Genomic DNA, 25,896 nt, shown 5'->3' with positions numbered 1-25,896 from the left:
ACGTGGGGCTGCGGGCGGGTGGGGCAGACCGCGCGCATGGAGTACACCGCGACCGCCTTCGCGGAGCCGCTCCGCCGCGTTTTCTCCGCGATCTACCGGCCGACCGAGGACGTCACCGTCGACTACCATCCCGGCTCGCGCTACTTCGTGCAGGCCATCGTCTACCGGGCCAGCATCCTGCCGTGGTTCGAGCGCTACCTCTACGAACCGCTGATGGGCTGGGTGCGGCGATTGGGGCGGCGCGTCCTCCGGCTGCAGTCCGGCTCTCTGCACGCCTACCTCGCCTACGCGATGGCGGCCCTGGTGATACTGCTGGGCGTGCTGCTGGCCACGGGCTCGCCGTGAACGCCACCGCCGGCTACCTGCTGGCGCTGGCCCAGGTGGTGCTGGACCTCGCCCTGGCTCCCGGGCTCGTCGGCCTGATCCGGTGGCTGAAGGCGCGGCTGCAGAATCGCCGCGGCGCGCCGATCTGGCAGCCGTACCTGGAGCTGCGGAAGCTCTTCGCCAAGGAGGTGCTGATCTCCACCAACGCCTCGTGGCTCTTCCGGCTGGCGCCCTACGTGATCTTTGCCAGCACCGTCGGGGTCGTCGCGCTGCTCCCGATCCTGGCGGTGCCGCTTCCGCTCGACACGGTCGGCGATCTGCTGGTGGTCGTGTACCTGCTGCTCCTCGGCACCGTGTTCCTGGCCCTGGCCGGGCTCGACACCGGCTCGCCGTTCGGCGGCATGGGCTCGAGCCGGGAGATGACGGTGGCCTCCCTCGCCGAGCCAAGCATCGCGGTGGCGATGTTCGCCCTCGCGCTGGGAGCAGGCTCCACCAATCTCGGGCAGATCGTGGCGCGCGCGATGGCGCGGCCGGCCGAGGCGGTGAGCCCGGGCTACCTGCTGGCCTTCACCGCGCTGTTCATCGTCACGCTGGCCGAGACCGGGCGGCTGCCGATCGACAACCCGGCGACCCATCTCGAGCTGACGATGATTCACGAGGCCATGGTGCTCGAGTACTCCGGCCGCTATCTGGCCCTGATCGAGTGGGCGGCGGCGCTCAAGCTGCTCGTCTTCTTCTCCCTGCTCGCCAACCTCTTCGTGCCGTGGGGCGTCGCGGTGCACCCCACCCCCGGGGCCCTGACCCTCGCGGTCACGAGCTACGTGGCGAAGCTGGCGATCCTGGCCGCGGTGGTGGCGGTCTTCGAGACGCGGGTGGCGAAGCTGCGGCTTTTCCGCGTGCCCGAGCTGCTGAGCGTCTCGTTCGTGCTCGCCCTGCTCGCCATCACCGCCTCATTCCTGTCGAGGTAGCGCGATGGACGACCTGTTCGCCCGGCTCTCCATGCTCGGCTCGAGCCTCGTGCTCATCGCCGGCTTCATGCTGCTGTGGCGTCGGGGGCTCTCGGCCTACGTCGACGCCTTCGCGCTGCAGTCGGCCGCGCTCGGCGCCACCACCGCGCTGGTGGCCTACTTCGGGGGCCACCCGGAGCTGTACTGGGTCGCGGCCCTGCTGATCGCGATCAAGGCGGTCGGGATCCCGATCCTGCTGCGCCGCATGGCGCGCCGGTTCGGCTCGGAGCGGGAGCTGGCGCCGTACGTGAACACCGCCACCTCGCTCCTGGTCGGCGGGCTCCTGGTGCTGCTCGCCTACGCGGTCATGCGGCCGGTGGTGCTGCTCAGCCGGCTGCCGACGCGGGCCGGCATGCCGCTGGCGATGGGCCTCGTGTTCGTGAGCCTGTTCGTGATCGTCAGCCGCAAGAAGGCCCTCACCCAGGTGATCGGCTTTCTCATGCTCGAGAACGGCATCGCCCTCCTCGCGGTGCTCGGCACGTACGGCATTCCCCTGATCGTCGAGATCGGGGTCTTCCTCGACGCGCTGATGGGCTTCCTGGTCATGCAGATCTTCGTATACCAGATCCACGAGACGTTCGAGAGCCTCGACGTCGAGCAGCTCAACCGGCTGAGGCGCTGACCGTGCCGGCTCCCGTCCTCTTCGTCGCCCTGCTGGGCTCGCCGCTGGTGGCCGCCGGGCTTGCCCTCCTGATCCCTCCGCGGTCGCGGGTCGGATCCGGCCTCGGCCGACTCCTGGCCCTCGTCCCGCTGGCCGCCGCGGGGGCCCTGGCCGCCCGGGTCGTGGCGGGGACGGTGCCCACCGGCGGTCCCGGCGAGCTGTTCCGCGTCGACGCGCTGTCGGCGCTGCTGGCCCTCTGCGTGGCCTTCGTCTCCGCGCTGGCCCTCGGGATCGGGCCGGGCGCCGGGGAGCCACCGCCACGGGCCCGGCGGTTCCGGATCTTCGCGAGCCTCTTCGCCTTCACGATGCTGGTGGCGGTGACCGCCAACAACGTCGCGCTGATGTGGGTCGCCGTCGAGGCCACCACGATCACCTCAGCGGTGCTGGTGCCGCTGCACCCGAGCGCGGCCTCGGTGGAGGCGTCGTGGAAGTACGTGCTCATCGGCTCGGTGGGCATCGCGCTCGCGTTCGTGGGGACGGTGCTGGCGTACTTCGACTTCGTCGCCCTCGCCGGGCAGAGCGAATCGGCGCTCAACTGGACGTCGCTCATCGCGGCGGCCCCCGCCATGCACCCCGCCGCGATGCAGCTCGCCTTCGTCTTCCTCCTGGTCGGCTACGGCACCAAGGCCGGCATCGCCCCGATGCACACGTGGCTGCCCGACGCACACGCCGAGGCGCCGGCCCCGCTGTCGGCGATGATGTCGGGGGTGCTCCTGGCGGTGGCCCTGTACGCGATCGTGCGCTGGAAGACGGTGGTCGACATCGCGGTTGAGCCCGACTTCGCCAACGGCCTGCTCATGGCCCTGGGTCTGCTGTCCCTGACCATCGCGGCGCTGTCGCTGCTGGGCCAGCGCCACTACAAGCGGCTCCTCGCCTACTCGAGCATCGAGCACACCGGGCTCATGTGCCTGGGCCTGGCTCTCGGACCGCTCGGGATCTTCGCGGCGATGCTCCACCTCGTCAACCACACCGCGGCCAAGTCGATGATGTTCCTCCTCTCGGGGCGGATCCTGGAGCGCTACCGCACCGGCGAGCTGCGTCAGGTCTCCGGCCTGCTTCGGGTCATGCCGGTCACCGGGAGCATGTTCGCGCTGGGCATGGTGGCGCTGGTGGGACTGCCCCCGTTCGGGATCTTTCTCTCCAAGCTGGCCATGCTGCGCGCCGGCTTCGCGGCCGGGCACGCCTGGCTCATGGCCGCGGTCCTGGCCCTGCTGGCGGTGGCCTTCATCGCCCTGATCGTCCATCTCAACCGGATGCTCTACGGCGTGCCCCCGGCGGGGCTGACCATGGGCGAGAGCGCCCGCTGGGCGCTGCTGCCCATGGGAGCCTGCGCGGTCGTGCTCCTGGTGCTGGGAGTAGCGATCCCGCCGCCGTTGCGGGCGCTGCTCGATCGCATCGTGGAGATCACGTCGGGATGACGGCAGCGGCGCGAGGCGAGAGCACGACGGACCTGGGCGCGGTCGCGGCGAGCCTGGAGCGCCGCCTGGGCGGCCGGCTGGCCGAGGCCCGTGTGGTTCGCGCGCGCGAGCTCCATTGCCGCGTGGAGCCGGGCCAGGTCCGGCGCCTGGCCGAAGCGCTGCGGGACGACCACGGCGCGGAGCTGCGGCTGATGGTCGGGCACGACCGGCGGGCCGTCGCCGGCCGCTTCGAGGTGGCGTACCTCTTCGCCCACTCCGCCGCGAACTGGTTCGTCCACGCGGTGCTGTGGGTGCCCGCGGAGCACCCGAGCCTGCCGTCGCTCGCCACCTTCCACCATCCGGCCTCGCTCTTCGAGCGCGAGATCCACGACCTGTTCGGCATCGCGGCCGCGGGCCATCCGGATCCTCGCCCGTTGGTGCGCCACGCCTTCTGGCCGGCCGACTACTTTCCGCTCCGGAAGGACGCGGAGAGCCGCGAGTTCCACGACGACGGCCGCGCCTTTCCATTCACCGAGGTGGGCGGCGAAGGCGTGTACGAGATCCCGGTGGGGCCGGTGCACGCCGGCGTGATCGAGCCCGGCCACTTCCGGTTCAGCGTGGTGGGCGAGACCATCATCGACATGAAGTCGCGCCTCTACTTCACCCACAAGGGCACCGAGAAGCTCTTCGAGGGCCGCGCGCCGGCCGACGGCCTCGAGCTGGCCGAGCGCGTCTCGGGCGACACCACCGTCGGGCACGCGCTGGCGTTCTGCCAGGCCCTGGAGGCGGGGACGGGGACGGCGGTGCCAGAGCGCGCGCGCTGGCTGCGGGTGATCCTGCTGGAGATGGAGCGGCTCTACAATCACGTGGCCGACTTCGGCATGATCGCCAACGACACCGGCTACGCGGTGGCGCACTCGCACTGCTTCCGGATCCGCGAGCGCTTGCTCCGTCTCAACCGGCGGCTGACCGGCAACCGCCTGCTTCGAGGGGGGATTCGACCCGGCGGGGTCGGATTCGATCTGCCCTCCGATCTCGACCTGGCCGCGGAGGTGGACTCGGCCCTGCGCGATTTCGAGGAGATCGCCGCGCTCTCCCTGCGCAACACGATGGTGATGGACCGGCTGGAGGGCACGGGGGCGCTGGCCACATCGATCGCGCGCGACCACGGCGTGCTGGGCTACGTGGCGCGAGCCTCCGGCATCGACGCGGACGCGCGGCGGGACCATCCGTTCGCGGCCTACCGTGACCTGGAGGTCCGCGTGCCCGTCCACCAGGCGGGCGACGTCAAGGCCCGCACGCTGGTGCGTCTCGAGGAGGCGCGTGAGTCGGCGCGGCTGATCCGCGAGGCGGTGCCCCGGCTCCCCGCCGGTCCGCGGGTCGCCCCGCTCGGCCCGCTCCCGGCCTTCGAGCCCGCCTTCGCGCTGGTGGAAGGCTGGCGCGGCGGCATCCTCCACTGGGTGATGGCGGACGAGGCCGGCCGCCTGCACCGGGTCAAGATCATGGACCCGTCGTTCCTGAACTGGCGGCCGCTGTCCCACGCGCTCCTGCGCAACATCGTTCCGGACTTCCCGCTCTGCAACAAGTCGTTCAACCAGTCCTACTCGGGCAACGACTTGTGAGAGGCGTATACTGGCCGACATGAAAACAGGACTGATCGTGCTCGGGGTCGTCATCCTGATCGTCATCGGCGCCATCGGCTGGGCCGTCGGCATCAACAACCAGCTCGTGGGGCAGGAGCAGCTGGTCAACGAGAAGTGGGCGCAGGTGCAGAACGTCTATCAGCGCCGCGCCGACCTCATCCCGAACCTGGTGGAGACCGTGAAGGGCTACGCGGCCCAGGAGCGCACCGTCCTCGAAGAGGTGACCAAGGCACGCGCCAGCGTGGCCGGCATCAAGGCCACCCCCGAGCTGGTCAACGACCCGGCCGCCTTCCAGAAGTTCCAGCAGGCCCAGGCCGAGCTGGGCGGCGCGCTGAGCCGGCTGCTCGTCACCGTCGAGAAGTATCCCGACCTCAAGTCCAACCAGAACTTCCTGGCCCTGCAGAGCCAGCTCGAGGGCACCGAGAACCGCATCGCGGTGGAGCGCATGCGCTACAGCGAGGCGGTGCGCGACTACAACACGCGGATCCGCCTCTTCCCGGGGAGCCTGGTGGCCTCGCTGCGCGGGTTCAAGGAGAAGGCCTACTTCGAGGCCACGCCGGGGAGCCAGGAGCCCCCGAAGGTGAAGTTCTAACGGGCGACCGGCCGGGAGGCGCCGTGCTCCGTCGCATCGCGCCCGCCTTGCTGCTGCTCGTCCTGCTGGCGGGTCCGGGGATGGCGGCCCTCCGCATCCCGCCGCCGCCCGATCGGCGGGTGAACGACTACGCGGGGGTGCTCTCCGCCGCCGACCGCGACCGCCTCGAGCAGAAGCTGATCGCGGGCGAGGCGGGCAGCCGCAACCAGATCGTGGTGGCGATCTTCCGCTCGCTGCAGGGCGAGAGCCTGGAGGACTACTCCATCCGCCTCGCCCAGGCCTGGCGCATCGGGCAGAAGGGCCTCGACAACGGAGTGATCTTCCTCGTCTTCCTCGACGACCGGAAGACGCGCATCGAGGTCGGCTACGGGCTCGAGGGCAACCTGACCGATGCCATCTCGTCTTCCATCCTGCGCGACGTCGTCGCGCCCCGCTTCCGCGAGGGGCGCATCGCCGACGGCATCGGCGCCGGGCTCGACGCCATCGAGCGCGCCATCGCCGGCACCTACGTGCGGCCGCCCGCCGCCGACCGCGGCAAGCGTGCGGGAGAGATCGGCGCCCGCGAGCTGCTCGCGCTGGCCTTCGTGCTGTTCCTGATCTTCGCGATCGTGCAGAGCCGGATGCAGACCAACGCCGTGCGACGGCGTGGCTGGACCGGTAGCTCGCGCGGCTGGGGCGGGCCGTTCATCGGCGGCGGCTTCGGCGGGGGCGGGTTCGGCGGAGGCAGCAGCAGCGGCGGCGGCTTCAGCGGGGGCGGCGGCAGCTTCGGCGGCGGCGGCTCGAGCGGGAGCTGGTGATGGCCCGTCATCCGCGCTGGGTGCGCGCGTTCCTGAGCGACGCCGACCTGGAGGCGGTGGGAGCGGCGATCGCCTCCGCGGAGGCCGCCACCTCGGCGGAGGTCCGCGTGCATCTCGACGCGAGCTGCCCCGGGGATGCGATGACGCGCGCGGTCGAGGTCTTCGAGCGGCTCGGCATGCAGCGCACGGCCGAGCGTCACGGCGTACTGATCTACGTGAGCATCGAGGATCACAAGCTCGCGGTGATCGGCGACCGCGGCATCGACGAGCGGGTGGGGCAGGCCTACTGGGAGCGGCTGGTGGAGACCGCGCTGGGCCACTTCCGCCAGGCGCGGGCGCGCGAGGGGCTCGTCCACGCCGTCGGCGAGGTGGGGTCCGCCCTGCGGCGCCACTTCCCGCGCCGGCCGGACGACGTCAACGAACTGCCCGACCAGGTGAGCATCGAGCCCTCGTAGCGGCGCGGCCGACCGGCCGCTCCCCGGCAGGCATTCTGCCGTGTTCGGGCGTCATACCCGGCTCCACGGCGACGTCGTACCCTCTGCTTCTCCGAATTTTCAGTGACTTGGCCGGTGGCATGCCTGGTGCTACGCGTCATGGCCGGATGCACGACCATCGCGAGGAGCCGCATATGCCACGACAGATCCAGATCGCACCGCTCGTCCTGCTCACGCTGATCGTCGCCATGGGGCTGTCCATCGTGTCCACGGTTTCGGCCGAGCCGGATCGGCTGGACTGGGCCGCCCGGATCGCCGACATGGACCAGGCGCTCAAGCGCGGTGACGCCTTCACGGCCCAAGCGGCCTGGCGCGAGGCGTACGTGGCCGCTCACGTGAGCCGCGGCTGGCCGGCCATGATCGCGGTCGGCGATGCGGCGATGCGGGCGAGCGGTCTCGTGGGGACGCAGGTCTCGGAGGCCCACGCCCGGCGCGCGTATCTCACCGCGCTCCTGCGCGCGCGGCGCCAGGGGTCACTCGATGGGGTGCTCACGGCCGGCGACGCCTTCGGGCGCCTCGGTGACCAGGCGGTGGTGAAGCAGGCGCTGGCCGTGGCCACCGACCTCGCGGAGCGCTCGGGCGACGGGGCGGCGCGCCGCCGCGTGCAGTCGTTCCAGACGCAGTGGGCGCCGCGCACGTAGCCGCTCGCACCGTCCCGGACGCGCTCGAAGACCGCGGCGCGAAGACGCCCTCGGCGGGCTCGTCGCGCCGCGTGCTATGCTCCCCCCGCCATGACTCGCGCCGAGATTCCGACCCCCGCACTGTTGCTGGATCTGGACCGCTTCGAGCGTAATGTCGCCAAGATGGCTGCCCACGTGAAGGCAGCCGGCAAGAAGATCCGCCCGCACGCCAAGACGCACAAGTGTCCGGAGATCGCCCGTCGCCAGGTGGCGGCCGGCGCGGTGGGCGTCTGCGTGGCGAAGGTGGGCGAGGCCGAGGTGATGGCCGCGGCCGGCGTGCGCAATCTCCTCATCACCACCGAGGTGGTCGGGCCCGAGAAGATCGGCCGGCTCCTCGGGGTGCTGCGGCGGCAGCCGGAGACCCTCGTGGTGGTGGACAACCCCGACAACGTGCGCGAGCTGGGCGACGCGGTGGCCCGGGCCGGCCTCGTGCTGAACGTGCTGGTGGACGTGGACGTGGGGGGCCGCCGCACCGGCATCCAGCCCGGCGAGTCCGCGCGCGACCTGGGCCGCCAGGTGATGGCGCACCCGGCGCTGCACCTGCGGGGGCTGCAGGGCTACGCGGGCCACTGCGCGCACGTGATGGGCTTCGAGGAGCGGCGCCGCACATCGCGGCGCTGGATGGGCCGGCTCATGAAGACGCGCGAGCTGTTCGAGAAGCACGGCATGCCGGTGGACATCGTGACCGGCGGCTCGAGCGGCACGTTCAACATCGACGTCGAGCTCCCAGGCCTCACCGAGCTGCAGTCCGGCTCGTACTGCGTGATGGACCTGGATTACCGGCGCATCGGCAGCCCGCGCGGGGCGGCCTACGACGACTTCGAGATGGCGCTGACCGTGCTGACCACCGTGGTGAGCGTGCCGACCGCCGAGATGGCGATGGTGGACGGCGGCTTCAAGGCCTTCTCCACCGATCGCCCGTTCGTGCCGGAGGCCGTCGAGTGGCCCGGCGTCGAGTACTCCTGGGCGGGCGACGAGCACGGCCGGCTCATGACCACCGAGCCGGGACGGCTGCCCAGGCTCGGCCAGCTGATCGAGTTCTTCCCGCCGCACTGCGACCCGACCATCAACCTCTACGACCGGATCTACGCCATGCGGGGCGACAAGGTCGAGGCGGTCTGGGAGGTCTCCGGGCGCGGGCGGTCCCAGTAGGACTGGAACAGGTCCCACACTTCTTCGGGCGACCGCGTCTGGAAGATGCGGGCGCGGCACTCGGTGGCGTGGCCGAGGCCTTCCGTGTACCACGCCAGGTGCTTCTTCATCTGCACCAGCGCGTACTTCTCGTTGAACTGAGCGCGGATCAGCCCCACGTGCCGCGCGATCACCCGGGCCTTGGAGGCGCGCTGGCTCTCGGGCGAGAGCGCGTCGAAGCATTCGTCGAAGACCCAGGGGCGGCCGAGCGCGCCGCGCCCGATCATCACCGAGCCGCAGCCGGTCTCGACGGCCATGCGCCGCGCCTCCGCCATCGAGTGCACGTCGCCGTTGCCGGTGACCGGGATCGAGACGGCGCGCACCACCTCGCCGATGATCGTCCAGGGGGCCTTGCCGGTGAAGCGCTGCGAGCGCGAGCGCGGGTGCACCGTGATGGCGTCGACCCCTTCCGACTCCGCCATCTGGGCGACCTCGACCGCGTTCAGGTGCTCGTCGTCCCAGCCGCCGCGGATCTTCACGGTGAGCGGCACGCTCACCGCCTTGCGCAGGGCGCGGAGGATCAACGCGGTCGCGCCGACGTTGCGCATGAGCGCCGCGCCTTTTCCCTTGCCGGTGATCTTGGGCATGGGGCAGCCCATGTTCAGGTCCACGATGTCGGCGCCCAGTGTCTGGCAGCGCTCGGCCGCGCGGGCGAGCAGGTCGGCATCCTTGCCGAGCAGCTGCATGGCGAGCGGCCGCTCCTCGGGATAGTAGGCCGCGATGGCGTCGGCGTGCGGATGGCCGGTGAGCAGCGCGGCCGCGTCCATCTCCTCGGACGTGGTGAGCGCGCTGCCGCACTCGCGCGCGATCAGGCGGAACGGGGCGTTGGTGATGCCGGCCATCGGGGCCAGCCGGGCCAGCGCGGTGAGCTCGACGGGGCCGATCTTCATGGAGCGCTCAGTATACCCGCTCAGGGCGCCCAGAGGCCGCGGTGCTGCTCGCGCGCCTCGGCGGCGAGCTTGCGGAACAGCTCGGCGTGGCGCACGTTCGGCGGCACCGTGAGCACCGCCGCGTACCCGAGCCGCACCAGCTCCGCGTTCACCATGATCTCGGCGCCGTCGGGCCCGGTCACCCACACGTAGGCCAGCAGCCGGCCGTAGCGGTCGCGCGCCTGCACGTCCGGCTCGAGACGCACCGCCCGGTTCCCGACGAGCCGTCGATTGACCTCGGTGGCCGCGCGCCCGCCCGGCTCCTCTCCGCGCGTCGGGTGATGCACCTCGGGCGTATCGATGCCGATATACCGCACCTTCTCCACCCCGCTCGCCAACCGCACCTGGATGGTGTCCCCATCCACCGTCCGCACCACCCGCCCCCTAAGCGGTTCCTTCTCCCCTCTGGGGAGAGGGTAAGGTGAGGGGCCAAAGGGTGAGGGGCCAGGAGCGGCAGGCGTCGCGGTAGACACCGCTGGCGGAGGCGCATACGACGGCGAGGCGAGCGCGAGCAGGGAGGCCAGCGCCAAGGCCAGGAGGACGACGAGCGCCCGCGCACGCATGATGTATCAACCACGATACACGAGGGCTGGATTTCTGAAACCGGGTTGGCCCACTGCCACGAGTGCGCAACTGATCCCGTCTGGCCATCGGCAGTGTGTTCACCGCGTCTTCCGGGCCTCCATAAGACACGGGCCGCCTAAGGGGACGGTCCTGAGATTGGGCAGTGTAAAGAGTTCTTGACTCATCAGGTGAACCGGCCTATTTTCCGTCAGCTTCATCGACCCGTCCGAGTCTCTGGGGAGGCGTTCATGTTCCGGGATCGGATGCCCACAGTCACTTCCCGCTTCGCATACGCAGCGCGGGGATCCCGCCTCGACTACCACCGCGCCCTCGGCGCCGTCGGGATGATACTAGCGAGCCTGAGCGCGTCACCGGGTTACGTATCGGCTCTGCCGCTGAACACGGTGAACCCGGATAACAGTCACAACTTCCGAGATACGAGAAGTCTGAATGACGTTGGTCTCGGACAGGGCACCGTCAATCAGTTCGGAGTCGATATCAATCCGCCAGGCTCGCAAGGCACGAACCTCCTCACTGCGGTCCAGGGATCAATCACGGTAGGGCCGCGCCTATGCGTGGGCCTCGCGGTGGATGCGAACTTTTGCGGACAAACCATTCCCTTCAACCCGTCGCTCGGCGGAGCGTGGACGCTCACGTTTGCCAACGGTGCCGACAGACTCGCCACGACGACACCGGCGCTCGGCACGCCGCCCGGATCTCCCGAGGTTCCCTTTCCAGAGCGCGTGACGATCTCGGGCAGCGGCAGCAACCCGACCTTCAACTGGATCGTACCGGCGAGCTTTACCCCCGACGCCATACGCGTCGCCGTGTTCGACAAGACCGCCGCTCCGCTCGCAAACGGGATGAGAGATGTCGTCCACGTCCAGGCTTTGAGCGGAGACGCGAGGCAGTTCACGGTCCCGACGCTCCTGAGCTCCGGTCAAAGCCTGAAGCAGGGCAACAACTATTCCATGATGATTCAGCTGGTTCAGACGCGAGGACACGGACCACTGGTCGGTACGTCGCTGGGCGCCATTGCGGCGCGCTCGTCCTCGTTTTTCGAATTCACGGTCTTGGAGCGCGGTGCGCCTCCACAGGTGCTGCTTCCGACCGTGGGTCCCGCCCCCGATCCCCGCACGGGGTTCGGGCCTACCTATCACTTCACCGCGCCCGTCGTGCCCAATGAGCTGGTATTCATCGACCCGTTTGTCGCCATCGGCTACAAATATGCGACGGGCGTCGGGGATCCGAATTTTGCCTCGGTCATGCTTCCGGAAGTCGGTGACAATCTCTTCAATGTGTCGTTCTCGACCGGTCAGAATCTGATGCAGCTCGTCCTAGGTGCCAAGACGCAGTTCTTCTTTCCCGACGGCGGGGTGAATGCTTTCGACGTCACCGGGATCGAGCGATCGGCCATGCTCGATCCGCAGAACGTCACCGCGTTCATAACCGGACTGACTTTCGTGAGTCAGGGCAACTTCACGGGAACGATGACCCCTCTCTTGGCACCGACCCCCGAACCGACCACGATGCTGTTGTTTGGCATGACGGCCGGCGGCCTGGGTTGGCTGCGCCTGAGAACACGCCGGCCGTCGGAAGAGCCCACCGGCGAATAGCGCACGGCCCCTGGCCGAGGCGCGTGCCAGTCGCGTAGATCCGTACCGCCCCCAATCGGGAGGGCCGGTAAACGCTACCTGGCCGTGGCGGCGCGCGCCGCTACTCTGCTGGTTCGAAGCGGCGCTCGTGCGTGGGAATCGCGGCGGTGCTTCCAGGGCATGTCGGTTGCAGCCCACTCGGGTCGGACTCGACGACAAGGAGACGACCGATGACCTGGAGAAGCGCTATCGCGATCGCGATGACGACGCTGTTTCTGGCTTCCCCGCTCGCTGCGCAGACGAAGGGCAACTCGCCGGCCGAGCCGACGCCTCCCAAAGGCGATACGGGAAGCGGCAACCGGCCGCCCGGCACCCCGTCGGCGGGCGACAAGGGCACCCCGACGACTCAGAACCCGACGGCGCCGTGCCCGGCCGGCACGGCTCGTCAGAACCTCGGCCAGGATTGCCGGCCCTTGAGCCAGCAAGGCAAGGAGCCGAAGAAGTAGGGCGGAAGCCGTTCATTCCCAGGCCGGCGTGATCCCGCCCGCCGGATCGCGCCAGGCGGGCGCCCACGCCAGCGTGACCAGCCGGACGGAGATGTTCTGGCGCGTGGGCTTGAGCGAGATGCTCTCCAGCCGCTCGGTGAGCGGGTCGGTGCTCGCGGTCAGCGCGTCGGCCTCGGCCTTGAACTGCGCGTCGAGGTCGGCGATGGCCTGATCGACCGCTCCGACCGACTCCTTGGCCCGCCCGACGTCCTGCGTCTCCTTCAGCACGCGGCCGGCGCCGCGGGCCGCGGTGGTGGCGCGCCCGATCGTGCTGACGTTGACCGCCTTGCGGCCGAGGAAGGCGCCCAGGATGGTGGCGCCCACCGAGATCGCGGTCTGGATGCCCTGCTGGGTGGCCTGCTCGCTCTCGCGCGCCACCGCCTGCTCGGCGCGGCGACGCCGCTCCTGGAGCGCGGCCTGCTTGGGCGCGTACTTCTGGCGCAGGGCTTCGATGGCACGATCGCGGTCCTGACGGGTGGATTGCTGCAGGCGAACCCGGAAGTCGCGCTCGGATTCGTCGGGATTCGAGACGGCCTTCAGCGACGGGCTGCGCAGCAGGTCGACCTTCTGCGTTCGCAGCAGCCAGGCCGCGAACTCCTTGCTCCACGCGTCGTAGCTCTTCTTCTTGCCGGCGGGCGCGGGCAGATCGGCGAACCCGCCACCCTCGTCGGGCCCATCCGCGAGATCGGCCGAGGTGAAGCCGGCGACGGCCGCCTGATCCCAGTCGACCGGCACCGCCTCGCCGGTGATCGGCGTGAGCACGGTCACGTCGCGGGTGACGTCGATCTTGCTCTTGGTGTCGGCCACGCGCACCTGCGCGAAGCCGGCGAGCATCGGCTGGTAGAGCAGGCTCGACCCGGCGGGCGCCGCGCCGTGAGCCGGCACGAAATGCTGGGGCACGTCGGGCGGCAAGAGCGGGCGTTGACCGCCTCCGGTGGACAGCGCGCTCTCGGCCGCGAGTGCCGCCGCCCGCGCCGCCTTGCTCTTCCCGGGCCGAGCGACCGGCGCCGACGCGGGTGGCGACGCGGGCGCGGACGCGGCCGCCGCAGCGCCCTTGGCGCTCCCGGTCGTCGCCTCGGCCGCCGGCTCCGCGATGTCCGCGCCGCGCCGCCCGTCCATCAGCGATTTGATCTGCGCGCGCGTCAGCGGTCCGCGCAAGTAGGACATCACCCAGCGGCTCTCGAACACCACCGGATGGTCCTCGTGCACGTTGTTCATCAAGAAGATGCGGCTCGAGAGCCCGGACAGGATGCGCTCGAGCCCCGGGCGGTCGAAGCCCTGACCCGCGCTGCCCGCCGCGCCCTCGAGGCCGTCGAGCACCCGCGCCTTGTCGCGCTCGGTCTGCAGCCGTCCGATGAACCACGTGCCGGTGTTGGACAGGCCCTTGTAGTCGAGATCGACGGGGTTCTGGGTGGCCAGCACGACGCCGACGCCGAAGGCCCGCGCCTGCTTGAGCAGGGTGAGCAGCGGCGTCTTCGACGGCGGATTGGCCACCGGCGGGAAGAAGCCGAAGATCTCGTCCATGTAGAGCAGCGCGCGCAGGCTGGTGGTGCCCGACTGCGTGCGCATCCACCCCACGACCTGGTTGAGCAGGAGGGAGACGAAGAACATCCGCTCCGCATCGGTCAGGTGCGCGATCGACACGATGGCGATGCGCGGCTTGCCCGTCGCGGTGTGCAGCAGGTGGTCGACCTCGAGCGCCTCGCCTTCCATCCAGGCCTCGAAGCCGGGGGCCGCGAGCAGGTTGTTGAGCGACATGGCCAGCGCGAAGCGATCCTTGGAGGGGAAGAACGCCTCGAGGTCCAGCACGCCCACCCGCTTCACCGGCGGCGTCTGGATCTGCTGGATCATGGCCGCGAGATCGAGCGCCTGTCCCTGCTTCCACGCGGTGTCCAGGATGGTGGAGATCAGGATGTGCTCGCGGCTCTTGATCGGATCGGCATCGATGCCGAGCAGCCCGAGGAGGCTGGTGGCGGTGGTGCCGATGCGCTCGCGCAGCAGCTCGGCGTCGTTACGAATCGCCTCGGGCGGCGCCGCGAACGACCTGAGGATCGACAGCGGGATGCCCGCGTTGCTCCCCGGGGTGTAGATCGCGAAGTCGGCCGCGTCGCGCAGGCGCTGGATCCGCGGGCCGTCCTCGCCCCAGGACGCGAGGCCCTTCTGCCAGGCCTCGGCCTGCTGGCCCGCATAGTCGTCGGGAGAGACGTTCTTGCGCCGCGCGTCGTCCTCGTTGATCCACGCGCGGAAGTCCTCGGGCCGCAACGCCGGGAAGGTCAGCAGCAGGTTGGCCAGGTCGCCCTTGGGGTCGATCAGGATGGCCGGGATGCCGTCGATGGCGGCTTCCTCGATGAGGGCCAGGCAGAGGCCGGTCTTGCCGCTCCCCGTCATGCCCACGCAGACCGCGTGGGTCACCAGGTCCTTCGAGTCGTAGAGGAGCAGGCCGTCCTGCGCCTTCTTCGCCTGCGGGTCGTAGGGCCGCCCCAGGTAGAAGACGCCCAGCTTCTCGAAGTCGGCGGGGCTCGGCATGGTGGCCTCTCTACAGACTCTCTATGAGAGTCCGATCTGATCGTTCGTTCATCGATCTCGCACTCGTGAGCGACCGCAAATCTTCCTCGAACGCCGGCACCCAGCGCAAGTCCGCCACCCCCGGGCTATTGTTCCACAAGGCCTTACGCCCAGCGCGGCTTAGCAAGCGCAGCCTCGCAAGCCGGGATTCGGATGGAAGCTCCCGTTTCGATGGCAGGGAGCCCTCCAGGAGATGCTATCTTAGTGAGCCGATGACACGCGGCAACCTGTCGGAGCTGATCTTCTTGGTGGAGGAGGCCCCGGAGGGCGGCTTCACGGCCCGGGCGCTCGGGGAGTCGATCTTCACGGAGGCCGACAGCGTCGCAAGCCTGCACGAGAGGGTCCGCGACGCAGTCCGCTGCCATTTCGAGGAAGGTCAGGCTCCCAAGGTTATCCGCCTCCACTTCGTCCGCGAGGAAATCATCAGCGCTTGAGGCTGCCGCGGGACGTCTCCGGCGACGATCTCGCGAAGGCCCTGGCCAGCTTGGGCTAACGGGCGACCCGTCAGACCGGTAGCCATCTTCGGCTGACCACGCTTGAGCACGGTGAACACCACATCACAGTTCCGCGGCATGGAAGCTTCCGCGTTGGGACTCTCGCCGGCGTCTTGGGCGACGTCGCTCAGCACTTCGGGCTGACTCGAGAGACTCTGATCGAGCGCTTGTTCCCGCGATAGCCTGCGGTTCGGCGACCCTGGGCGACGCCGTTGGCCCCGACCGCGCGGCATCCAATCCGGAACTGCTCAGGTGTCGAACGGCTGCGGCCAGCTACAAGGCGCGCTTGACGAACGCGCCGCCCTTCACGATCGCCTGGATGTGCGCGGAGCTCTGGAAGATGCGCAGGTTGGTCAGCGGGTTGCCGTCGACCACGAGCAGGTCGGCGTACTTGCCGGGCTCGACGGAACCGATTCGATCAGCCATTCTGAAAATTTCCGCGTTGACCATGGTGGCGGACCGCAGGACCTCCATCGGCTTCATCACCTGCCCCTTCAGCTCGAACTCCATCGTGCGCTGGGCCTGCATGTCGCCGAGGAGATCGGAGCCCGAGCCGATCTTGCAGCCCGCGCGATAGGCGTGGGTGAGACCCTCCAGGCTCTTCTCGAGCGCGAGGTTGATCTTCTGGATCTGGTGCTCGCCGATCCCGTAGTTCTTGCCCTCGCGCGAGATGGCCTCGTACGTCACCATGGTGGGCACCAGGTAGGCGCCCGCGGCCTTGATGGCCTGGGCGCCCGCCTCGTCGAGCAGGTTGCCGTGCTCGATGCACCGCACCCCGGCCTGGATCGCGTTGCGGATGGCCGAGCCGGAGTAGGCGTGGGCCAGCACGTACTTGCCGACCGCGCGCGCCTCCTCCACCGCGGCCCGCATCTCCTCCACCGTGTACTGCGTGGTGTCGAGCTCGTCCCCCGGCGACATCGCCCCGCCCGACGCCATGATCTTGATCTGGTCCACGTCGTGACGGAGGTTCTCGCGGGTGGCCTTGCGGACCTCGTCGGCTCCGTCCGCGATGATGCCGCCCATGCCGATGCAGCACTCCACCGGCTCGATCCACTCCGAGCGCCGGCGCTTGTCGGCGTGGCCGCCGGTCTGCGAGAGCGGCCGCCCGGAGACGAGCATGCGGGGGCCCGGATAGAGCCCCGATTCCGCCGCCTCGCGGAAGCCGTAGTCGGCGCCGCCCGCATCCCGCACGGTGGTGAAGCCCTGCATCAGGCACTGCTCCATGCGGCGGAGCGCCTTGGCCGCGATGAGACTCGGCGGATTGTAGCGATGCTGCTCGGGGATGTTGCCCTCCACCGCGCACATGTGCACGTGCGCGTCGGTGAGCCCGGGCATCAGAGTGCGGCCCCGCAGGTCCACCGTATCGACCTTACCCGGCAGGGCTCCGACCCGGCCCGAGCCGATCACGTCCTTGATACGCTCGCCTTCGACCACGACGGCGGCGCCGTCGATGGGATCCGCGCCGGTGCAGTCGATCAGGAATGCGCTGGTGAACACGGTGATCGCCATGGGGCGTCCTCCGACCTCCGAGATGGTCAGCGCGGGGATTCTAGCAGGAAATCATCGGGGGGAGGCGGGAGGGAGGAAGCGGCCGCAGGGCCGGCACGCCGGGGCTCGGGCTCCGGCGCGCCGGCGCCGGCGCTCAGGAGCGCATCATTCCGGTCAGCTTCTGCACGATGCCGGCCTTGGCCGACTCCTTGGCGCGGGCCAGCTCCTCGCCCAGCTCCATCAGCCGCTCCCGGTTCATGAGCTTGCGCACCCGCGGGAACATCTCGGATTCCTCCTCCTCGGCGTGGTGCTCGACCAGGTCCTTCAGCACCTTGGCCTTGGCCGCGAACTCGTTGGTCGAGGGGTCCGTGTTCTTGACCTCGGGCATCACGAGGTCGACCACGTGGTGCTCCTCGATCGCCTCGTAGTACATCTCCTTGTCGTCGTTGGTCTTGGCCACGTCGAAGAAGGCGGGATAGAAGATGTCCTCCTCGATCTTGGTGTGAATGGTCAGCTCTTCCTCGATCGTGGCGAGGAGCGTCTGCCGCTTGCCCTCGGCGCGGTCGCTGGTCTCCTCCAGCTCTCCTAGCAGCTCGCGGACCCGTTCGTGGTCCTCCTTGAGCAGGGCGATCGCGTCCTTCTGAGTCTCCTTGCCGTTCCGGGCCGGCTTCTTCCGTGCCATCGACTTGCGTGCGGGCATGGCCTTCTCCTTTTGCCGCCACCCGGCGGCGGTTGACTGCTGCTCGGGTCAGCAAGGAGAGTGCCACGCCGACGCGACATCAACGGCGCGACTCTTCGCCCGAATCGCGGCACTGCGGTTCAACCGGAGTTTCCGGAGAGGCACGACTACCGGGAAGAGATGCCGCGGTTGCGCTCGGATCAGCGGCGCGGATGCGGCAGTTCGAGACCGGGAGCGACGACCGACGCCCTGGCATGGGCGATGCTGCCCTCGGTTCGCCAAGGGAGGATCCACCCGATGATCATCAAGTCAATGACGGCGGGCCTCATCGCGCTGGCCCTGGTGAGTGCCCCGGCGTTCGCCCAGCAGGCCAAGAGCAGCCTCACCTCCTCGGACAAGAAGTTCGTGACCGAGGCCGCCGAGGGCGGACAGATGGAGGTCGATCTGGGCGAGCTGGCGCAGCAGAAGGCCGCGAGCGACGCGGTCCGGGAGTTCGGCCGCCGCATGGCCGACGACCATGGAAAGGCCAACCGCGAGCTGGCCCAGCTGGCGGCGAGCAAGCAGGTGCAGCTGTCCGACAAGCCGTCGCGGAAGGCGCAGCGCGAGAAGGACCGCCTGGCGAAGCTGTCCGGCGCCGCCTTCGACCGCGAGTACGTGAAGCTGATGGTGAGCGACCACGAGACGGATGTGGCGGCGTTCCGGCGCGAGAGCCAGGCCGCGAAGGATCCGGAGCTGAAGGCCTGGGCCGGCAAGACCCTGCCGGCGCTCGAGGACCATCTGCGGATGATCCGCCAGGTCCAGGGCCAGCTCGCGAAGAAGTGAGCCCGGCCGTGCCGGCCCAGCACGTGGTCCCGATCGAGGAAGCCGCCTGTCAGGTCGCGGTCGATCCCGACCGCCTGGCGGGGGTCACCCTGTCGCCGGACGCCCGGGCGGCGATCGAGAACGCCGAGGCCGACACCGAGACGGTGGAGCGCCGGTGCGTCCGATGCTCCACCGAGCAGGCGCGCGATCTGCTCGAGTACTTCGACCGCGCCGCGGCGACCCTGCAGCTCGATGGTGACTACGAGCGCTCGACCTCGTGCGCACAGGCGGCCGAGCAGCTTCGGCGGACCCTCGAGGGCCCGGTGCTCACCACCTGATTGCGTTCTCGACCGAGCGCGCGCACGACCGACGAAGGAGCCCACGATGGCGTCGACCGCGGCGGACATCCTGATCGAGACCCTGCTGGACTGGGGCGTGGAGGTCGTCTTCGGCCTCCCCGGCGACGGCATCAACGGCATCATGGAGGCGCTGCGGACCCGCCAGGACCGGATCCGGTTCGTGCAGGTTCGCCACGAGGAGGCGGCCGCGTTCATGGCCTGCGGCTACGCGAAGTTCACGGGTCGTCTCGGGGTGTGCCTGGCCACCTCGGGCCCGGGCGGGATCCATCTGCTCAACGGCCTCTACGACGCCGCACTCGACGGGCAGCCGGTGCTGGCCATCACCGGGCTCACATATCACGACCTCATCGGCACGCACACCCAGCAGGACGTCGCGCTCGACCGCCTCTTCATCGACGTGGCCAAGTTCAACGAGCGGATCATGGGACCGACGCACGTCGAGAACCTCACCCACCTGGCGTGTCGGACCGCGCTGGCCTACCGCGGGGTGGCCCATCTCGCGTTCCCGGTGGACATCCAGGAGCAGAAGGCGGGTCCGCGCTCGCCGCGCAACGTCGATCACCACGCCTCCGACGCGCTCGGTCGCAGCGCGGGACTCCCGGCCCAGGACCTGCTGAGTCGAGCCGCGGACCTGCTCAACGCCGGCCAGAAGACCGTCATCCTCGCCGGCCGCGGGGCGCTCCATGCCGGCGATGAGCTGGAGGCGGTCGCCGAGCGGCTCGGGGCGCCGATCGTGAAGGCCCTTCTCGGCAAGGCCGCGGTGGACGACGAGAGCCCGTACACCACCGGCGGCATCGGGCTGCTCGGTACCCGCCCGTCCCAGGAGGCGATCGAGGAGTGCGACACGCTCCTGATGGTCGGCACGTCGTTCCCGTACATCGAGTTCATGCCGGAGCCCGGCCAGGCCCGCGCGGTCCAGATCGAGCTGGACCCGATGCGCCTGGGGCTGCGCTATCCGGTCGAGGTCGGTCTGGTCGGCGACAGCCGGGCCACTCTCGGCGCGTTGCTGCCGCTCCTGACCGCGCGCACGGACCAGGCGTTCCTGGCAAAGGCCCAGGGGTCGATGGCCGACTGGCGGCGGCTCATGGACGAGCGGGGCAGCCGGCAGGACAAACCGATGAAGCCGCAGCTCCTGGCCCGCGAGCTGGGGCTGCGCCTGGCCCATGACGCGATCGTGTGTTGCGACAGCGGGACCATCACCACCTGGTGGGCCCGCCACATCCCGGCCCGCCGCGGGCAGATGCACGCGGTGTCGGGCAACCTGGCGAGCATGGCGTGCGGCCTGCCCTACGCGATCGCGGCCCAGATCGCCTACCCGGGTCGCCAGGTGGTGGCCTTCGTGGGAGACGGCGGCTTCTCGATGCTGATGGCCGAGCTGGCCACGTGCGTGAAGTATCAGCTGCCGGTGAAGATCGTGGTCGTCAAGAACGGCACGCTCGGGCAGATCAAGTGGGAGCAGATGGTGTTCCTGGGCAACCCCGAGTACGGCTGCGATTTGCACCCGATCGACTTCGCGCTGTTCGCCGAGGCCTGCGGCGCCGCCGGCGTGACCATCGAGAACCCGGTCGAGTGCGGCGACGCCCTCGACGCGGCGCTGGCCGCGCCGGGACCGGTGCTGGTGCAGGCGGTGGTGGATCCGCTGGAGCCGCCCATGCCCGCGAAGGTCACGCTCAAGCAGATGGCCCATTTCGCCGAGTCGCTCCTGCGCGGCGAGCCCAACCGGCAGAAGATCGCGCTGACCGTGCTGGGCGATCGGGTGCGCGAGCTGATCTGACGGGCGCGCCGCCTAGCGCGGCGGCTTGTTCACACCCATCTGGTGGACGTAGACGAGCTCTCCACCGAGCCAGCCCGAGATCAGGATGGCCACGATGCCGAGGGCGGAGAGGACCACCGGCAGCGCGTCCAGGGGATGCGGAATGCGGAGGCCGAACGAGACCGCAAAGAGCGCGACCGCGATGAGATTCAGTACCATGTGGACCAGCGCGATCCGGCCGACCCGCCGATCCCGGATGGACAGGAAATCGATGAATCCGGGCACCGCCGACAGCAGCGCGCCGACGACGCCCCCCGCGATCGTGTACCACGCCACCACCTTCCAGGTCGGCCCGCCCCATCCGGCGTGGAACACGATGTCGCACACGATGGAGAACACCCAGAGGCCGATGGGCAGGGCCACCAGCATCGGATGGATGGGATGGCCCTTCACGCTGGCTGGTGTCGACATGACGTCTCCGGACGCCTCACGGCGTCTGCCCTGATATTTGATTGGCCCGCTCGGCCGCGCGGTCGCCGAGGGTCGTGAGCAGCGAAGGCGACAGCGACGACGTGCTCGCCTCGCCCTTGACCGCGCCGGCGGCCAACGCCGACGGCCGCCCCGGTCCCCGCGAGCCCGGCAGCAGCCGATTCACGAGCCCCAGCAGCTCGGCGGTCAGCCCGGGAAAGACCCCGTGCAGGGTGGCCCCGATCCGCGCGGGCAGCGACAGCACGCGGTCCGCGTCGCCGAAGCGAAGCGCATCCACGATCTGCCGCGCGGCGCGCTCGGCGCTCATGGACACCAGGGGCAGCGAGTCGGCCACGCTGAACCAGGCGTACTCGGCGCGATGCCGGCCCTTGAACCAGGCGTGCCGCGGGCTGCCGGTCCGCATCAGGCCTGGGCAGATGGTGCTGACCTGGATGCTCTCGCCGGCCAGCTCGGCCCGCAGGCCCTCGGACAGGCCGACGAGCGCGAACTTGCTCACGCTGTAGGGCAGCAGATGCGGCACGCTGAGGCGGCCGCCGATCGAGGCCACGTTGACGATGCGGCCGGCGCGCCGGGCCCGCATGGCGGGCAGCACCGCCGCGATCGTGTAGAGCGCGCCCCAGAAGTTCGTGGCGAGCGCGGCCTCGTAATCCTCGATCGCCATCTCGTCGACCGGTCCGACTGTGATGGTGCCCGCGTTGTTGACCACCGCGTCGATCGGCCCCAGCCGCCGGGTCGTCTCCTGCACCAGACGCTCGACCGCGGCGCGATCGGTGACATCGCAGGGCAGCGCGAGCACCGCCGCCCCGTGGCCGGACAGATCCTCGCGCGCCCGGGCGAGGGTGGCCGCGTCCCGCGCGGCGATGGCGACGCGCGCGCCCTCGCGGGCCAGCTCTCGGGCGACGAGGAGGCCCAGCCCGCGCGAGCCGCCGGTGATCAGCACGGTCCGGTTGGCGAGATCCCAGCGGGCCCGCTCGCGGCGGATCATGCGGAGCGCGAGCAGCGCGCCGGCGACGGCCAGCGCGGTCCCGGCCCGCCTCATCGGGTGGGATCGAGGACGACCTTCGTGCAGTCCTCGCGCTTGTCGTTGAACATGCCGTACGCGTCGGCGGCGCGGCTCAGCGGCCACCGCCGGTGGCTGATGACGAAGCTCGGATCGATATGGCCGGCATCGATCCGCTCGAGCAGCGGACGCATGTAGCGATGCACGTGCGTCTGGCCCATCCGGAAGGTCAAGGCCTTCGCGAACGCGGCGCCGAAGGGGATCTTGTCGAGGTATCCGCCGTACACGCCCGGGATCGAGACCGTCCCCCCCTTGCGGCAGGCCTGGATGGCCTGGCGAAGGGCGACCGGCCGATCGGTGCCGAGGCGCACCGCCGTCTTCACCCGATCGTAGAGCGCGTCCAGCGTGGTGCCATGCGCCTCGGTGCCCACCGCGTCGATGCACGCGTCGGGACCGCGTCCGCCCGTCCGCTGCTTCAGCTCCTCGACCACGTCGTCGTCGATGTCCTCGTAGTTGATCGTCTCCGCCTTGGCTTCCGACTCGGCGAGCCGCAGCCGCGCCGGCCAGCGATCGATCGCGATGACGCGGTCGGCGCCGAGCAGGTAGGCGCTCTTGATCGCGAGCAGGCCGACCGGGCCGCAGCCCCAGACCGCGATGGTGTCGCCGGGGCGGATCCCGCAGTTCTCCGCCGCCATGTAGGCGGTGGGGAAGATGTCCGACAGGAACAGGACCTGCTCGTCGGTGAGCCGCGCCGGCACCGGGCAGGCGCCGACGTCGGCGAACGGCACCCGGACGTATTCGGCCTGGCCGCCCGCGTAGCCGCCGTAGAGGTGGGAGTAGCCGAACAGCCCGGAGGCGGAGAAGCCGTAGAGCGCCTCCGCCATGGCCGCGTTCGGGTTGGTGTTGTCGCAGAGCGAGGTCAGCTGCTCGCGGCAGAAGAAGCACGCGCCGCACGCGATGGTGAAGGGGATCACCACGCGGTCGCCCACCTTCACGGTCCGGCTCGAGGGGCCGGTCTCCACCACCTCGCCCATGAACTCGTGCCCGAGGATGTCGCCCGGCCGCATGGTCGGGATGACCCCATTGTAGAGGTGCAGGTCGGAGCCGCAGATCGCGGTGGACGTGACCCGGACGATCGCGTCGTGCGGATTGACGATCTCGGGATCGGGCACGGTATCGACGCGCACGTCGCGTGCGCCGTGCCAGCACACCGCGCGCATCACCAGGCCTCCGCGTGGCGCCGTGCGCCGGTGGCGACCTCGTGGGCTTCCATGCGCTGCTTGAACCGGCGCAGGTCCTCGCGCACCTCCTGGTCGCCGCTGCGGCCGAGCACCGTCGCGACCGCAGCTCCGAGACGGCCGGCGGGCGGCGCGTAGCTGAGCAGCACCTTCACCTCGGTACCGCGGCCGCCGGGAGCCGGCGTGAAGCGCACCGACCCGGCGTTGTCCACCTCGGCGCCCTCGACCGAGCGCCACGCGATGAGGCGTCCCGGCTCGTCCGCCACGATCTCGGCGTCCCAGGAGAGGGGGATGTCGCCCGGGCCGCGAACGGTCCACCGGGTGCGCCCACCGTCCAGCGCCGTCACCGATTCGAGATGCGTCATCACTTCCGGCAGGCGCGTCAGGTCCCGCCAGCGCCGGTATAGCTCCTCGGGTGGGCGAAGTACCGTGACGGTGCGCTCCACCCGCTCGCCTCGACCGCCGGCCAGCGTTGGCATGTCCGAGCGGCGCTTCTCCACGCCGCGCGGCGCGCGGCGGGCCGCCATCGCGACGGCCCAGGCGCCGGCCGTCACCGCGACGGCCCCGACCGCGGCAGCCGCCCACAGCGTCATGCGGTCATTCGATGAAAGCCGCTGTCTCATGTCGTGCCTCTCCGGTTGGAGTCGAGGAGATACGTCGTCGCACGAGACGGAGCAAGGGCCGTGCCGCTGCCAGGAACGCCATTGCGTCGCGGATGCGGTCTCGCCGTCACGTAGGAACTACCGGGTGAACCTTTCTGGGAGCGCCATCCGCGCCGCCCCGTTCGAGCCTCCGGAGCGGTCTTCGACGCTCTCCGGTGGTGGTACACCCATTGCTGCCATCGGGTTCGATCAGCGGCTCGCAGCTGCCATCGGCCGCGAGGAGGAATCCATGGTCACCATCGTCACGGAGATCGAGGTGAAACCGGGTCGCGCGGAGGAGTGGGACGCCGCGATGCAGGAGCGGATGTCGGCGGTCCGGGATCAGCCCGGCTGGGTAGGCGGACAGATGCTGCGCCCGGACGGCGATCCGGTAAAGCGGCTGATCGTCGGCACCTGGCAGACGCGGGACGATTGGAAGCGATGGCACGACGATCCGCAGTTCGCAACCACGCGGGAGGAGCTGAACGGCCTCACCGAGGGAGCGGAGCAGCACGAGTGGTACGGCGTCGTGCTGGACGTCCGGCCGACGCAGCAGACGCGCGGCGCGGCCTCGAAGCGCTCCGCCCCCCGATCGGGCGGATCCGGCAAGCAACCCTAGCTCAGCCGGCTCGCGCTGCTTCGGCCGGGCGCCGGGCGGGGGCGGGGGTCGGCTCGATCACGATCAATCGCTCGGTGGTGAGGTCGACGAGCCGCTTCGCGAGCCGCCGCTGCAGCTGTGCGACCGCTTCGCCCACCCCGTCGGCGCTGAGGTGACCGTCGAACGTGACGCCCAGCACGATCAGGACGGCCCGCGGCCCCAGGTGCATCGTGTGCAGCTCTACCAGCCGCGTCACCGCGGTCTCCGATGCCACCACCTCGCGTATCGCGCGCTCGATCCACGCGGGGGCTCGCTCGCCGATCAGGAGTGAGTGGCTCTCCACCGCGAGCACGATCGCCACCGCGATCAGCAGCAGGCCGATGAGGCCGGAGGCGGCCGCGTCCCAGATGCCGTCGCCGGTCGTCTGGGTGAGCCACAAGCCGGCCGCCGCGATCAGCAGGGCCACCAGCGCAGCGCTGTCCTCCATGAGGACGGTGACCAGCGTCGGATCGCGGCTGTCCCGCCAGTACTGCCGCAGGGAGCGTGAGCCCGCGTTGCGCCGGAGTCCGTGCACCGCGAACGTCAGCGAGATGGACTCGAACACGAAGCTCCCCGCGAGCACGCCGTAGGCCCAGATCGTCGGCGTCTTCTCGAACGGATGCAGGTAGTGGCGGACGGCTTCCCAGATGGAGAAGGCGCCGCCCAGCGTGAAGAGCATCATCGAGACCACGAAGGACCAGAAGTAGACGTTCTTGCCGTGGCCGAACGGGTGGGCCTCGTCGGGCGGCCGCCTGGCCAGCCGCATGCCGAGGAAGAGCAGCGTCTGGTTGCCGGTGTCCGCGATGGAATGAAACGTCTCGGCCAGCATGGCCGCGCTGCCGGTGAATACCGCGCTCGTGCCCTTGAGCAGCGCCAGGGCCGCGTTACCCAGGAGCGCCGCGGTGACCGCGGTTCTGGATTCCTCCATGCCTCGCAGTGTACGGGTCGTCTCGCGCGCCGGCCACGACTAGCCCGGCGGCGCGCGCGATGGCGCGCTGCCCGCCGGCGGGCCGAATGCCCGGGCCGCTCTCACCGGGGCGATCGTCAAGTCATTGATCCGGCGGCGATCTCCAGGTGGCACGGCCGATGCCCTTACCGGAGGGGCAAGGAGGACGCCATGCAGTGGGACGTGTGGTACGACCTGATGGTGCTGGAGATGGCGGAGCTCAGCGATCCGGGCAAGGAGAAGCTGATGGAGGCGGCGCAGGCGAGCCTGGTGCCCGACGCGGACGTCGAGGATGATCCGGCCGCCGCGGCCGAGGCGGATGACGGGGACGCGTCATCCGACCAGCCGCCCGGGGACGTGTCCCCGACACCCGCCTGAAGCGGCCGC

General features: G+C 70.1%; 28 protein-coding genes. 18 read left to right on the top strand and 10 right to left on the bottom strand.

Annotated features, from left to right (window positions below):
* The 10 genes from VKN16_11865 to VKN16_11820 all read left to right on the top strand — a co-directional run.
* Positions 1-345 (top strand): hypothetical protein (locus VKN16_11865; GenBank protein ID HME94902.1); only part of this gene is annotated, 345 nt, incomplete at its 5' end.
* Complete coding sequence (locus VKN16_11860) at positions 342-1,292, top strand: NADH-quinone oxidoreductase subunit H (protein HME94901.1); 951 nt, start codon at positions 342-344, stop codon at positions 1,290-1,292. The genes VKN16_11865 and VKN16_11860, both read left to right, overlap by 4 nt.
* Positions 1,293-1,296: 4 nt before the next feature.
* Entirely contained in the window at positions 1,297-1,953 is a 657-nt protein-coding gene (locus VKN16_11855) for a hydrogenase (protein HME94900.1), read from the top strand.
* A 2-nt stretch (positions 1,954-1,955) separates the two neighbouring features.
* Positions 1,956-3,410, top strand: coding sequence for a proton-conducting transporter membrane subunit (locus VKN16_11850; GenBank protein ID HME94899.1), 1,455 nt, complete (start codon positions 1,956-1,958; stop codon positions 3,408-3,410).
* A complete protein-coding gene (locus VKN16_11845; protein ID HME94898.1) occupies positions 3,407-5,011 on the top strand; it encodes an NADH-quinone oxidoreductase subunit C in 1,605 nt (534 codons plus the stop codon). Before VKN16_11850 ends, VKN16_11845 begins: the two co-directional genes overlap by 4 nt.
* A gap of 19 nt (positions 5,012-5,030) precedes the next feature.
* A complete protein-coding gene (locus VKN16_11840; GenBank protein ID HME94897.1) occupies positions 5,031-5,624 on the top strand; it encodes a LemA family protein in 594 nt (197 codons plus the stop codon).
* A 23-nt stretch (positions 5,625-5,647) separates the two neighbouring features.
* A complete protein-coding gene (locus VKN16_11835) occupies positions 5,648-6,421 on the top strand; it encodes a TPM domain-containing protein (GenBank protein HME94896.1) in 774 nt (257 codons plus the stop codon).
* Positions 6,421-6,876 (top strand): TPM domain-containing protein, encoded by a 456-nt coding sequence (locus VKN16_11830; protein HME94895.1) that lies wholly within the window; start codon positions 6,421-6,423, stop codon positions 6,874-6,876. Before VKN16_11835 ends, VKN16_11830 begins: the two co-directional genes overlap by 1 nt.
* 173 nt (positions 6,877-7,049) lie before the next feature.
* Positions 7,050-7,556, top strand: a complete 507-nt coding sequence (locus tag VKN16_11825; GenBank protein HME94894.1) for a hypothetical protein — start codon at positions 7,050-7,052, stop codon at positions 7,554-7,556.
* A 90-nt stretch (positions 7,557-7,646) separates the two neighbouring features.
* Positions 7,647-8,747: a DSD1 family PLP-dependent enzyme gene (locus VKN16_11820; GenBank protein HME94893.1), complete on the top strand. Its 1,101-nt coding sequence runs from the start codon at positions 7,647-7,649 to the stop codon at positions 8,745-8,747.
* Here the strand turns inward: VKN16_11820 and dusB are convergent.
* Both dusB and VKN16_11810 read right to left on the bottom strand, forming a co-directional pair.
* Positions 8,681-9,676 carry a tRNA dihydrouridine synthase DusB gene (dusB, locus tag VKN16_11815; protein ID HME94892.1) on the bottom strand — a complete coding sequence of 332 codons (996 nt, stop codon included), beginning with the start codon at positions 9,674-9,676 and terminating at the stop codon, positions 8,681-8,683. The genes VKN16_11820 and dusB overlap by 67 nt on opposite strands.
* Positions 9,677-9,696: 20 nt before the next feature.
* The gene (locus VKN16_11810; GenBank protein ID HME94891.1) at positions 9,697-10,089 is read right to left on the bottom strand and encodes a thermonuclease family protein; all 393 of its coding nucleotides are present in this window, start codon (positions 10,087-10,089) and stop codon (positions 9,697-9,699) included.
* Between the two features lie 438 nt (positions 10,090-10,527).
* On the opposite strand from VKN16_11810, the gene VKN16_11805 reads away from it, so the two are divergent.
* Positions 10,528-11,895, top strand: coding sequence for a PEP-CTERM sorting domain-containing protein (locus VKN16_11805; protein HME94890.1), 1,368 nt, complete (start codon positions 10,528-10,530; stop codon positions 11,893-11,895).
* Between the two features lie 209 nt (positions 11,896-12,104).
* A complete protein-coding gene (locus VKN16_11800; protein ID HME94889.1) occupies positions 12,105-12,380 on the top strand; it encodes a hypothetical protein in 276 nt (91 codons plus the stop codon).
* A gap of 12 nt (positions 12,381-12,392) precedes the next feature.
* Here VKN16_11800 and VKN16_11795 read toward each other — a convergent pair whose 3' ends face one another.
* Positions 12,393-14,945 carry an ATP-binding protein gene (locus tag VKN16_11795; protein HME94888.1) on the bottom strand — a complete coding sequence of 851 codons (2,553 nt, stop codon included), beginning with the start codon at positions 14,943-14,945 and terminating at the stop codon, positions 12,393-12,395.
* Between the two features lie 251 nt (positions 14,946-15,196).
* On the opposite strand from VKN16_11795, the gene VKN16_11790 reads away from it, so the two are divergent.
* The gene (locus tag VKN16_11790; GenBank protein ID HME94887.1) at positions 15,197-15,418 is read left to right on the top strand and encodes a 2-oxoisovalerate dehydrogenase; all 222 of its coding nucleotides are present in this window, start codon (positions 15,197-15,199) and stop codon (positions 15,416-15,418) included.
* A 333-nt stretch (positions 15,419-15,751) separates the two neighbouring features.
* Here the strand turns inward: VKN16_11790 and VKN16_11785 are convergent, their stop codons facing one another.
* Positions 15,752-16,987 carry an amidohydrolase family protein gene (locus VKN16_11785; protein HME94886.1) on the bottom strand — a complete coding sequence of 412 codons (1,236 nt, stop codon included), beginning with the start codon at positions 16,985-16,987 and terminating at the stop codon, positions 15,752-15,754.
* A 133-nt stretch (positions 16,988-17,120) separates the two neighbouring features.
* The gene (locus tag VKN16_11780; protein HME94885.1) at positions 17,121-17,648 is read right to left on the bottom strand and encodes a hemerythrin domain-containing protein; all 528 of its coding nucleotides are present in this window, start codon (positions 17,646-17,648) and stop codon (positions 17,121-17,123) included.
* Between the two features lie 294 nt (positions 17,649-17,942).
* Here VKN16_11780 and VKN16_11775 point away from each other — a divergent pair, with 294 nt between their 5' ends.
* From VKN16_11775 to VKN16_11765, 3 genes are read left to right on the top strand one after another with little or no spacing between them, the layout of a single operon-like run.
* Positions 17,943-18,467 (top strand): DUF4142 domain-containing protein, encoded by a 525-nt coding sequence (locus VKN16_11775; protein HME94884.1) that lies wholly within the window; start codon positions 17,943-17,945, stop codon positions 18,465-18,467.
* 8 nt (positions 18,468-18,475) lie between these two features.
* Positions 18,476-18,784, top strand: coding sequence for a hypothetical protein (locus VKN16_11770; protein HME94883.1), 309 nt, complete (start codon positions 18,476-18,478; stop codon positions 18,782-18,784).
* A 46-nt stretch (positions 18,785-18,830) separates the two neighbouring features.
* Positions 18,831-20,579: a thiamine pyrophosphate-dependent enzyme gene (locus tag VKN16_11765; GenBank protein HME94882.1), complete on the top strand. Its 1,749-nt coding sequence runs from the start codon at positions 18,831-18,833 to the stop codon at positions 20,577-20,579.
* Between the two features lie 12 nt (positions 20,580-20,591).
* Here VKN16_11765 and VKN16_11760 read toward each other — a convergent pair whose 3' ends face one another.
* Genes VKN16_11760 through VKN16_11745 form a run of 4 tightly spaced genes read right to left on the bottom strand, consistent with a single transcriptional unit; the run spans position 20,592 to position 23,878 of the window.
* Complete coding sequence (locus VKN16_11760; protein HME94881.1) at positions 20,592-21,029, bottom strand: DUF2231 domain-containing protein; 438 nt, start codon at positions 21,027-21,029, stop codon at positions 20,592-20,594.
* 16 nt (positions 21,030-21,045) lie between these two features.
* The gene (locus VKN16_11755) at positions 21,046-22,086 is read right to left on the bottom strand and encodes an SDR family NAD(P)-dependent oxidoreductase (protein ID HME94880.1); all 1,041 of its coding nucleotides are present in this window, start codon (positions 22,084-22,086) and stop codon (positions 21,046-21,048) included.
* Positions 22,083-23,267 (bottom strand): zinc-dependent alcohol dehydrogenase, encoded by a 1,185-nt coding sequence (locus VKN16_11750; protein ID HME94879.1) that lies wholly within the window; start codon positions 23,265-23,267, stop codon positions 22,083-22,085. Before VKN16_11750 ends, VKN16_11755 begins: the two co-directional genes overlap by 4 nt.
* Positions 23,267-23,878: an SRPBCC family protein gene (locus VKN16_11745; protein HME94878.1), complete on the bottom strand. Its 612-nt coding sequence runs from the start codon at positions 23,876-23,878 to the stop codon at positions 23,267-23,269. Before VKN16_11745 ends, VKN16_11750 begins: the two co-directional genes overlap by 1 nt.
* Before the next feature lie 298 nt (positions 23,879-24,176).
* Here VKN16_11745 and VKN16_11740 point away from each other — a divergent pair, with 298 nt between their 5' ends.
* The gene (locus VKN16_11740) at positions 24,177-24,545 is read left to right on the top strand and encodes an antibiotic biosynthesis monooxygenase family protein (GenBank protein HME94877.1); all 369 of its coding nucleotides are present in this window, start codon (positions 24,177-24,179) and stop codon (positions 24,543-24,545) included.
* 1 nt (position 24,546) lies between these two features.
* Here VKN16_11740 and VKN16_11735 read toward each other — a convergent pair whose 3' ends face one another.
* Positions 24,547-25,491 carry a cation diffusion facilitator family transporter gene (locus VKN16_11735; GenBank protein HME94876.1) on the bottom strand — a complete coding sequence of 315 codons (945 nt, stop codon included), beginning with the start codon at positions 25,489-25,491 and terminating at the stop codon, positions 24,547-24,549.
* Positions 25,492-25,680: 189 nt separating this feature from the next.
* Between VKN16_11735 and VKN16_11730 the strand changes: the two genes are divergently transcribed.
* Positions 25,681-25,887, top strand: coding sequence for a hypothetical protein (locus VKN16_11730; GenBank protein ID HME94875.1), 207 nt, complete (start codon positions 25,681-25,683; stop codon positions 25,885-25,887).
* The last annotated feature ends 9 nt before the right edge of the window (positions 25,888-25,896 follow it).

This window comes from Candidatus Methylomirabilota bacterium (assembly GCA_035315345.1).
GTDB lineage: Bacteria > Methylomirabilota > Methylomirabilia > Rokubacteriales > CSP1-6 > CAMLFJ01.
The sequence above is the reverse complement of the archived record's forward strand: the minus strand, read 5'-3'. Positions and strand labels throughout refer to the sequence as shown.

Coding starts and splice junctions, on each gene's coding strand:
- VKN16_11780 (HME94885.1), bottom strand. CDS start 17,648: ATGGCACGGAAGAAGCCGGCCCGGAACGGCAAGGAGACTCAGAAGGAC.
- VKN16_11765 (HME94882.1), top strand. CDS start 18,831: ATGGCGTCGACCGCGGCGGACATCCTGATCGAGACCCTGCTGGACTGG.
- VKN16_11745 (HME94878.1), bottom strand. CDS start 23,878: ATGACGCTGTGGGCGGCTGCCGCGGTCGGGGCCGTCGCGGTGACGGCC.
- VKN16_11730 (HME94875.1), top strand. CDS start 25,681: ATGCAGTGGGACGTGTGGTACGACCTGATGGTGCTGGAGATGGCGGAG.
- VKN16_11775 (HME94884.1), top strand. CDS start 17,943: ATGATCATCAAGTCAATGACGGCGGGCCTCATCGCGCTGGCCCTGGTG.
- VKN16_11740 (HME94877.1), top strand. CDS start 24,177: ATGGTCACCATCGTCACGGAGATCGAGGTGAAACCGGGTCGCGCGGAG.
- VKN16_11750 (HME94879.1), bottom strand. CDS start 23,267: ATGCGCGCGGTGTGCTGGCACGGCGCACGCGACGTGCGCGTCGATACC.
- VKN16_11785 (HME94886.1), bottom strand. CDS start 16,987: ATGGCGATCACCGTGTTCACCAGCGCATTCCTGATCGACTGCACCGGC.
- VKN16_11855 (HME94900.1), top strand. CDS start 1,297: ATGGACGACCTGTTCGCCCGGCTCTCCATGCTCGGCTCGAGCCTCGTG.
- VKN16_11805 (HME94890.1), top strand. CDS start 10,528: ATGTTCCGGGATCGGATGCCCACAGTCACTTCCCGCTTCGCATACGCA.
- VKN16_11800 (HME94889.1), top strand. CDS start 12,105: ATGACCTGGAGAAGCGCTATCGCGATCGCGATGACGACGCTGTTTCTG.
- VKN16_11795 (HME94888.1), bottom strand. CDS start 14,945: ATGCCGAGCCCCGCCGACTTCGAGAAGCTGGGCGTCTTCTACCTGGGG.
- VKN16_11820 (HME94893.1), top strand. CDS start 7,647: ATGACTCGCGCCGAGATTCCGACCCCCGCACTGTTGCTGGATCTGGAC.
- VKN16_11760 (HME94881.1), bottom strand. CDS start 21,029: ATGTCGACACCAGCCAGCGTGAAGGGCCATCCCATCCATCCGATGCTG.
- dusB (HME94892.1), bottom strand. CDS start 9,676: ATGAAGATCGGCCCCGTCGAGCTCACCGCGCTGGCCCGGCTGGCCCCG.
- VKN16_11825 (HME94894.1), top strand. CDS start 7,050: ATGCCACGACAGATCCAGATCGCACCGCTCGTCCTGCTCACGCTGATC.
- VKN16_11840 (HME94897.1), top strand. CDS start 5,031: ATGAAAACAGGACTGATCGTGCTCGGGGTCGTCATCCTGATCGTCATC.
- VKN16_11790 (HME94887.1), top strand. CDS start 15,197: ATGACACGCGGCAACCTGTCGGAGCTGATCTTCTTGGTGGAGGAGGCC.
- VKN16_11735 (HME94876.1), bottom strand. CDS start 25,491: ATGGAGGAATCCAGAACCGCGGTCACCGCGGCGCTCCTGGGTAACGCG.
- VKN16_11755 (HME94880.1), bottom strand. CDS start 22,086: ATGAGGCGGGCCGGGACCGCGCTGGCCGTCGCCGGCGCGCTGCTCGCG.
- VKN16_11845 (HME94898.1), top strand. CDS start 3,407: ATGACGGCAGCGGCGCGAGGCGAGAGCACGACGGACCTGGGCGCGGTC.
- VKN16_11830 (HME94895.1), top strand. CDS start 6,421: ATGGCCCGTCATCCGCGCTGGGTGCGCGCGTTCCTGAGCGACGCCGAC.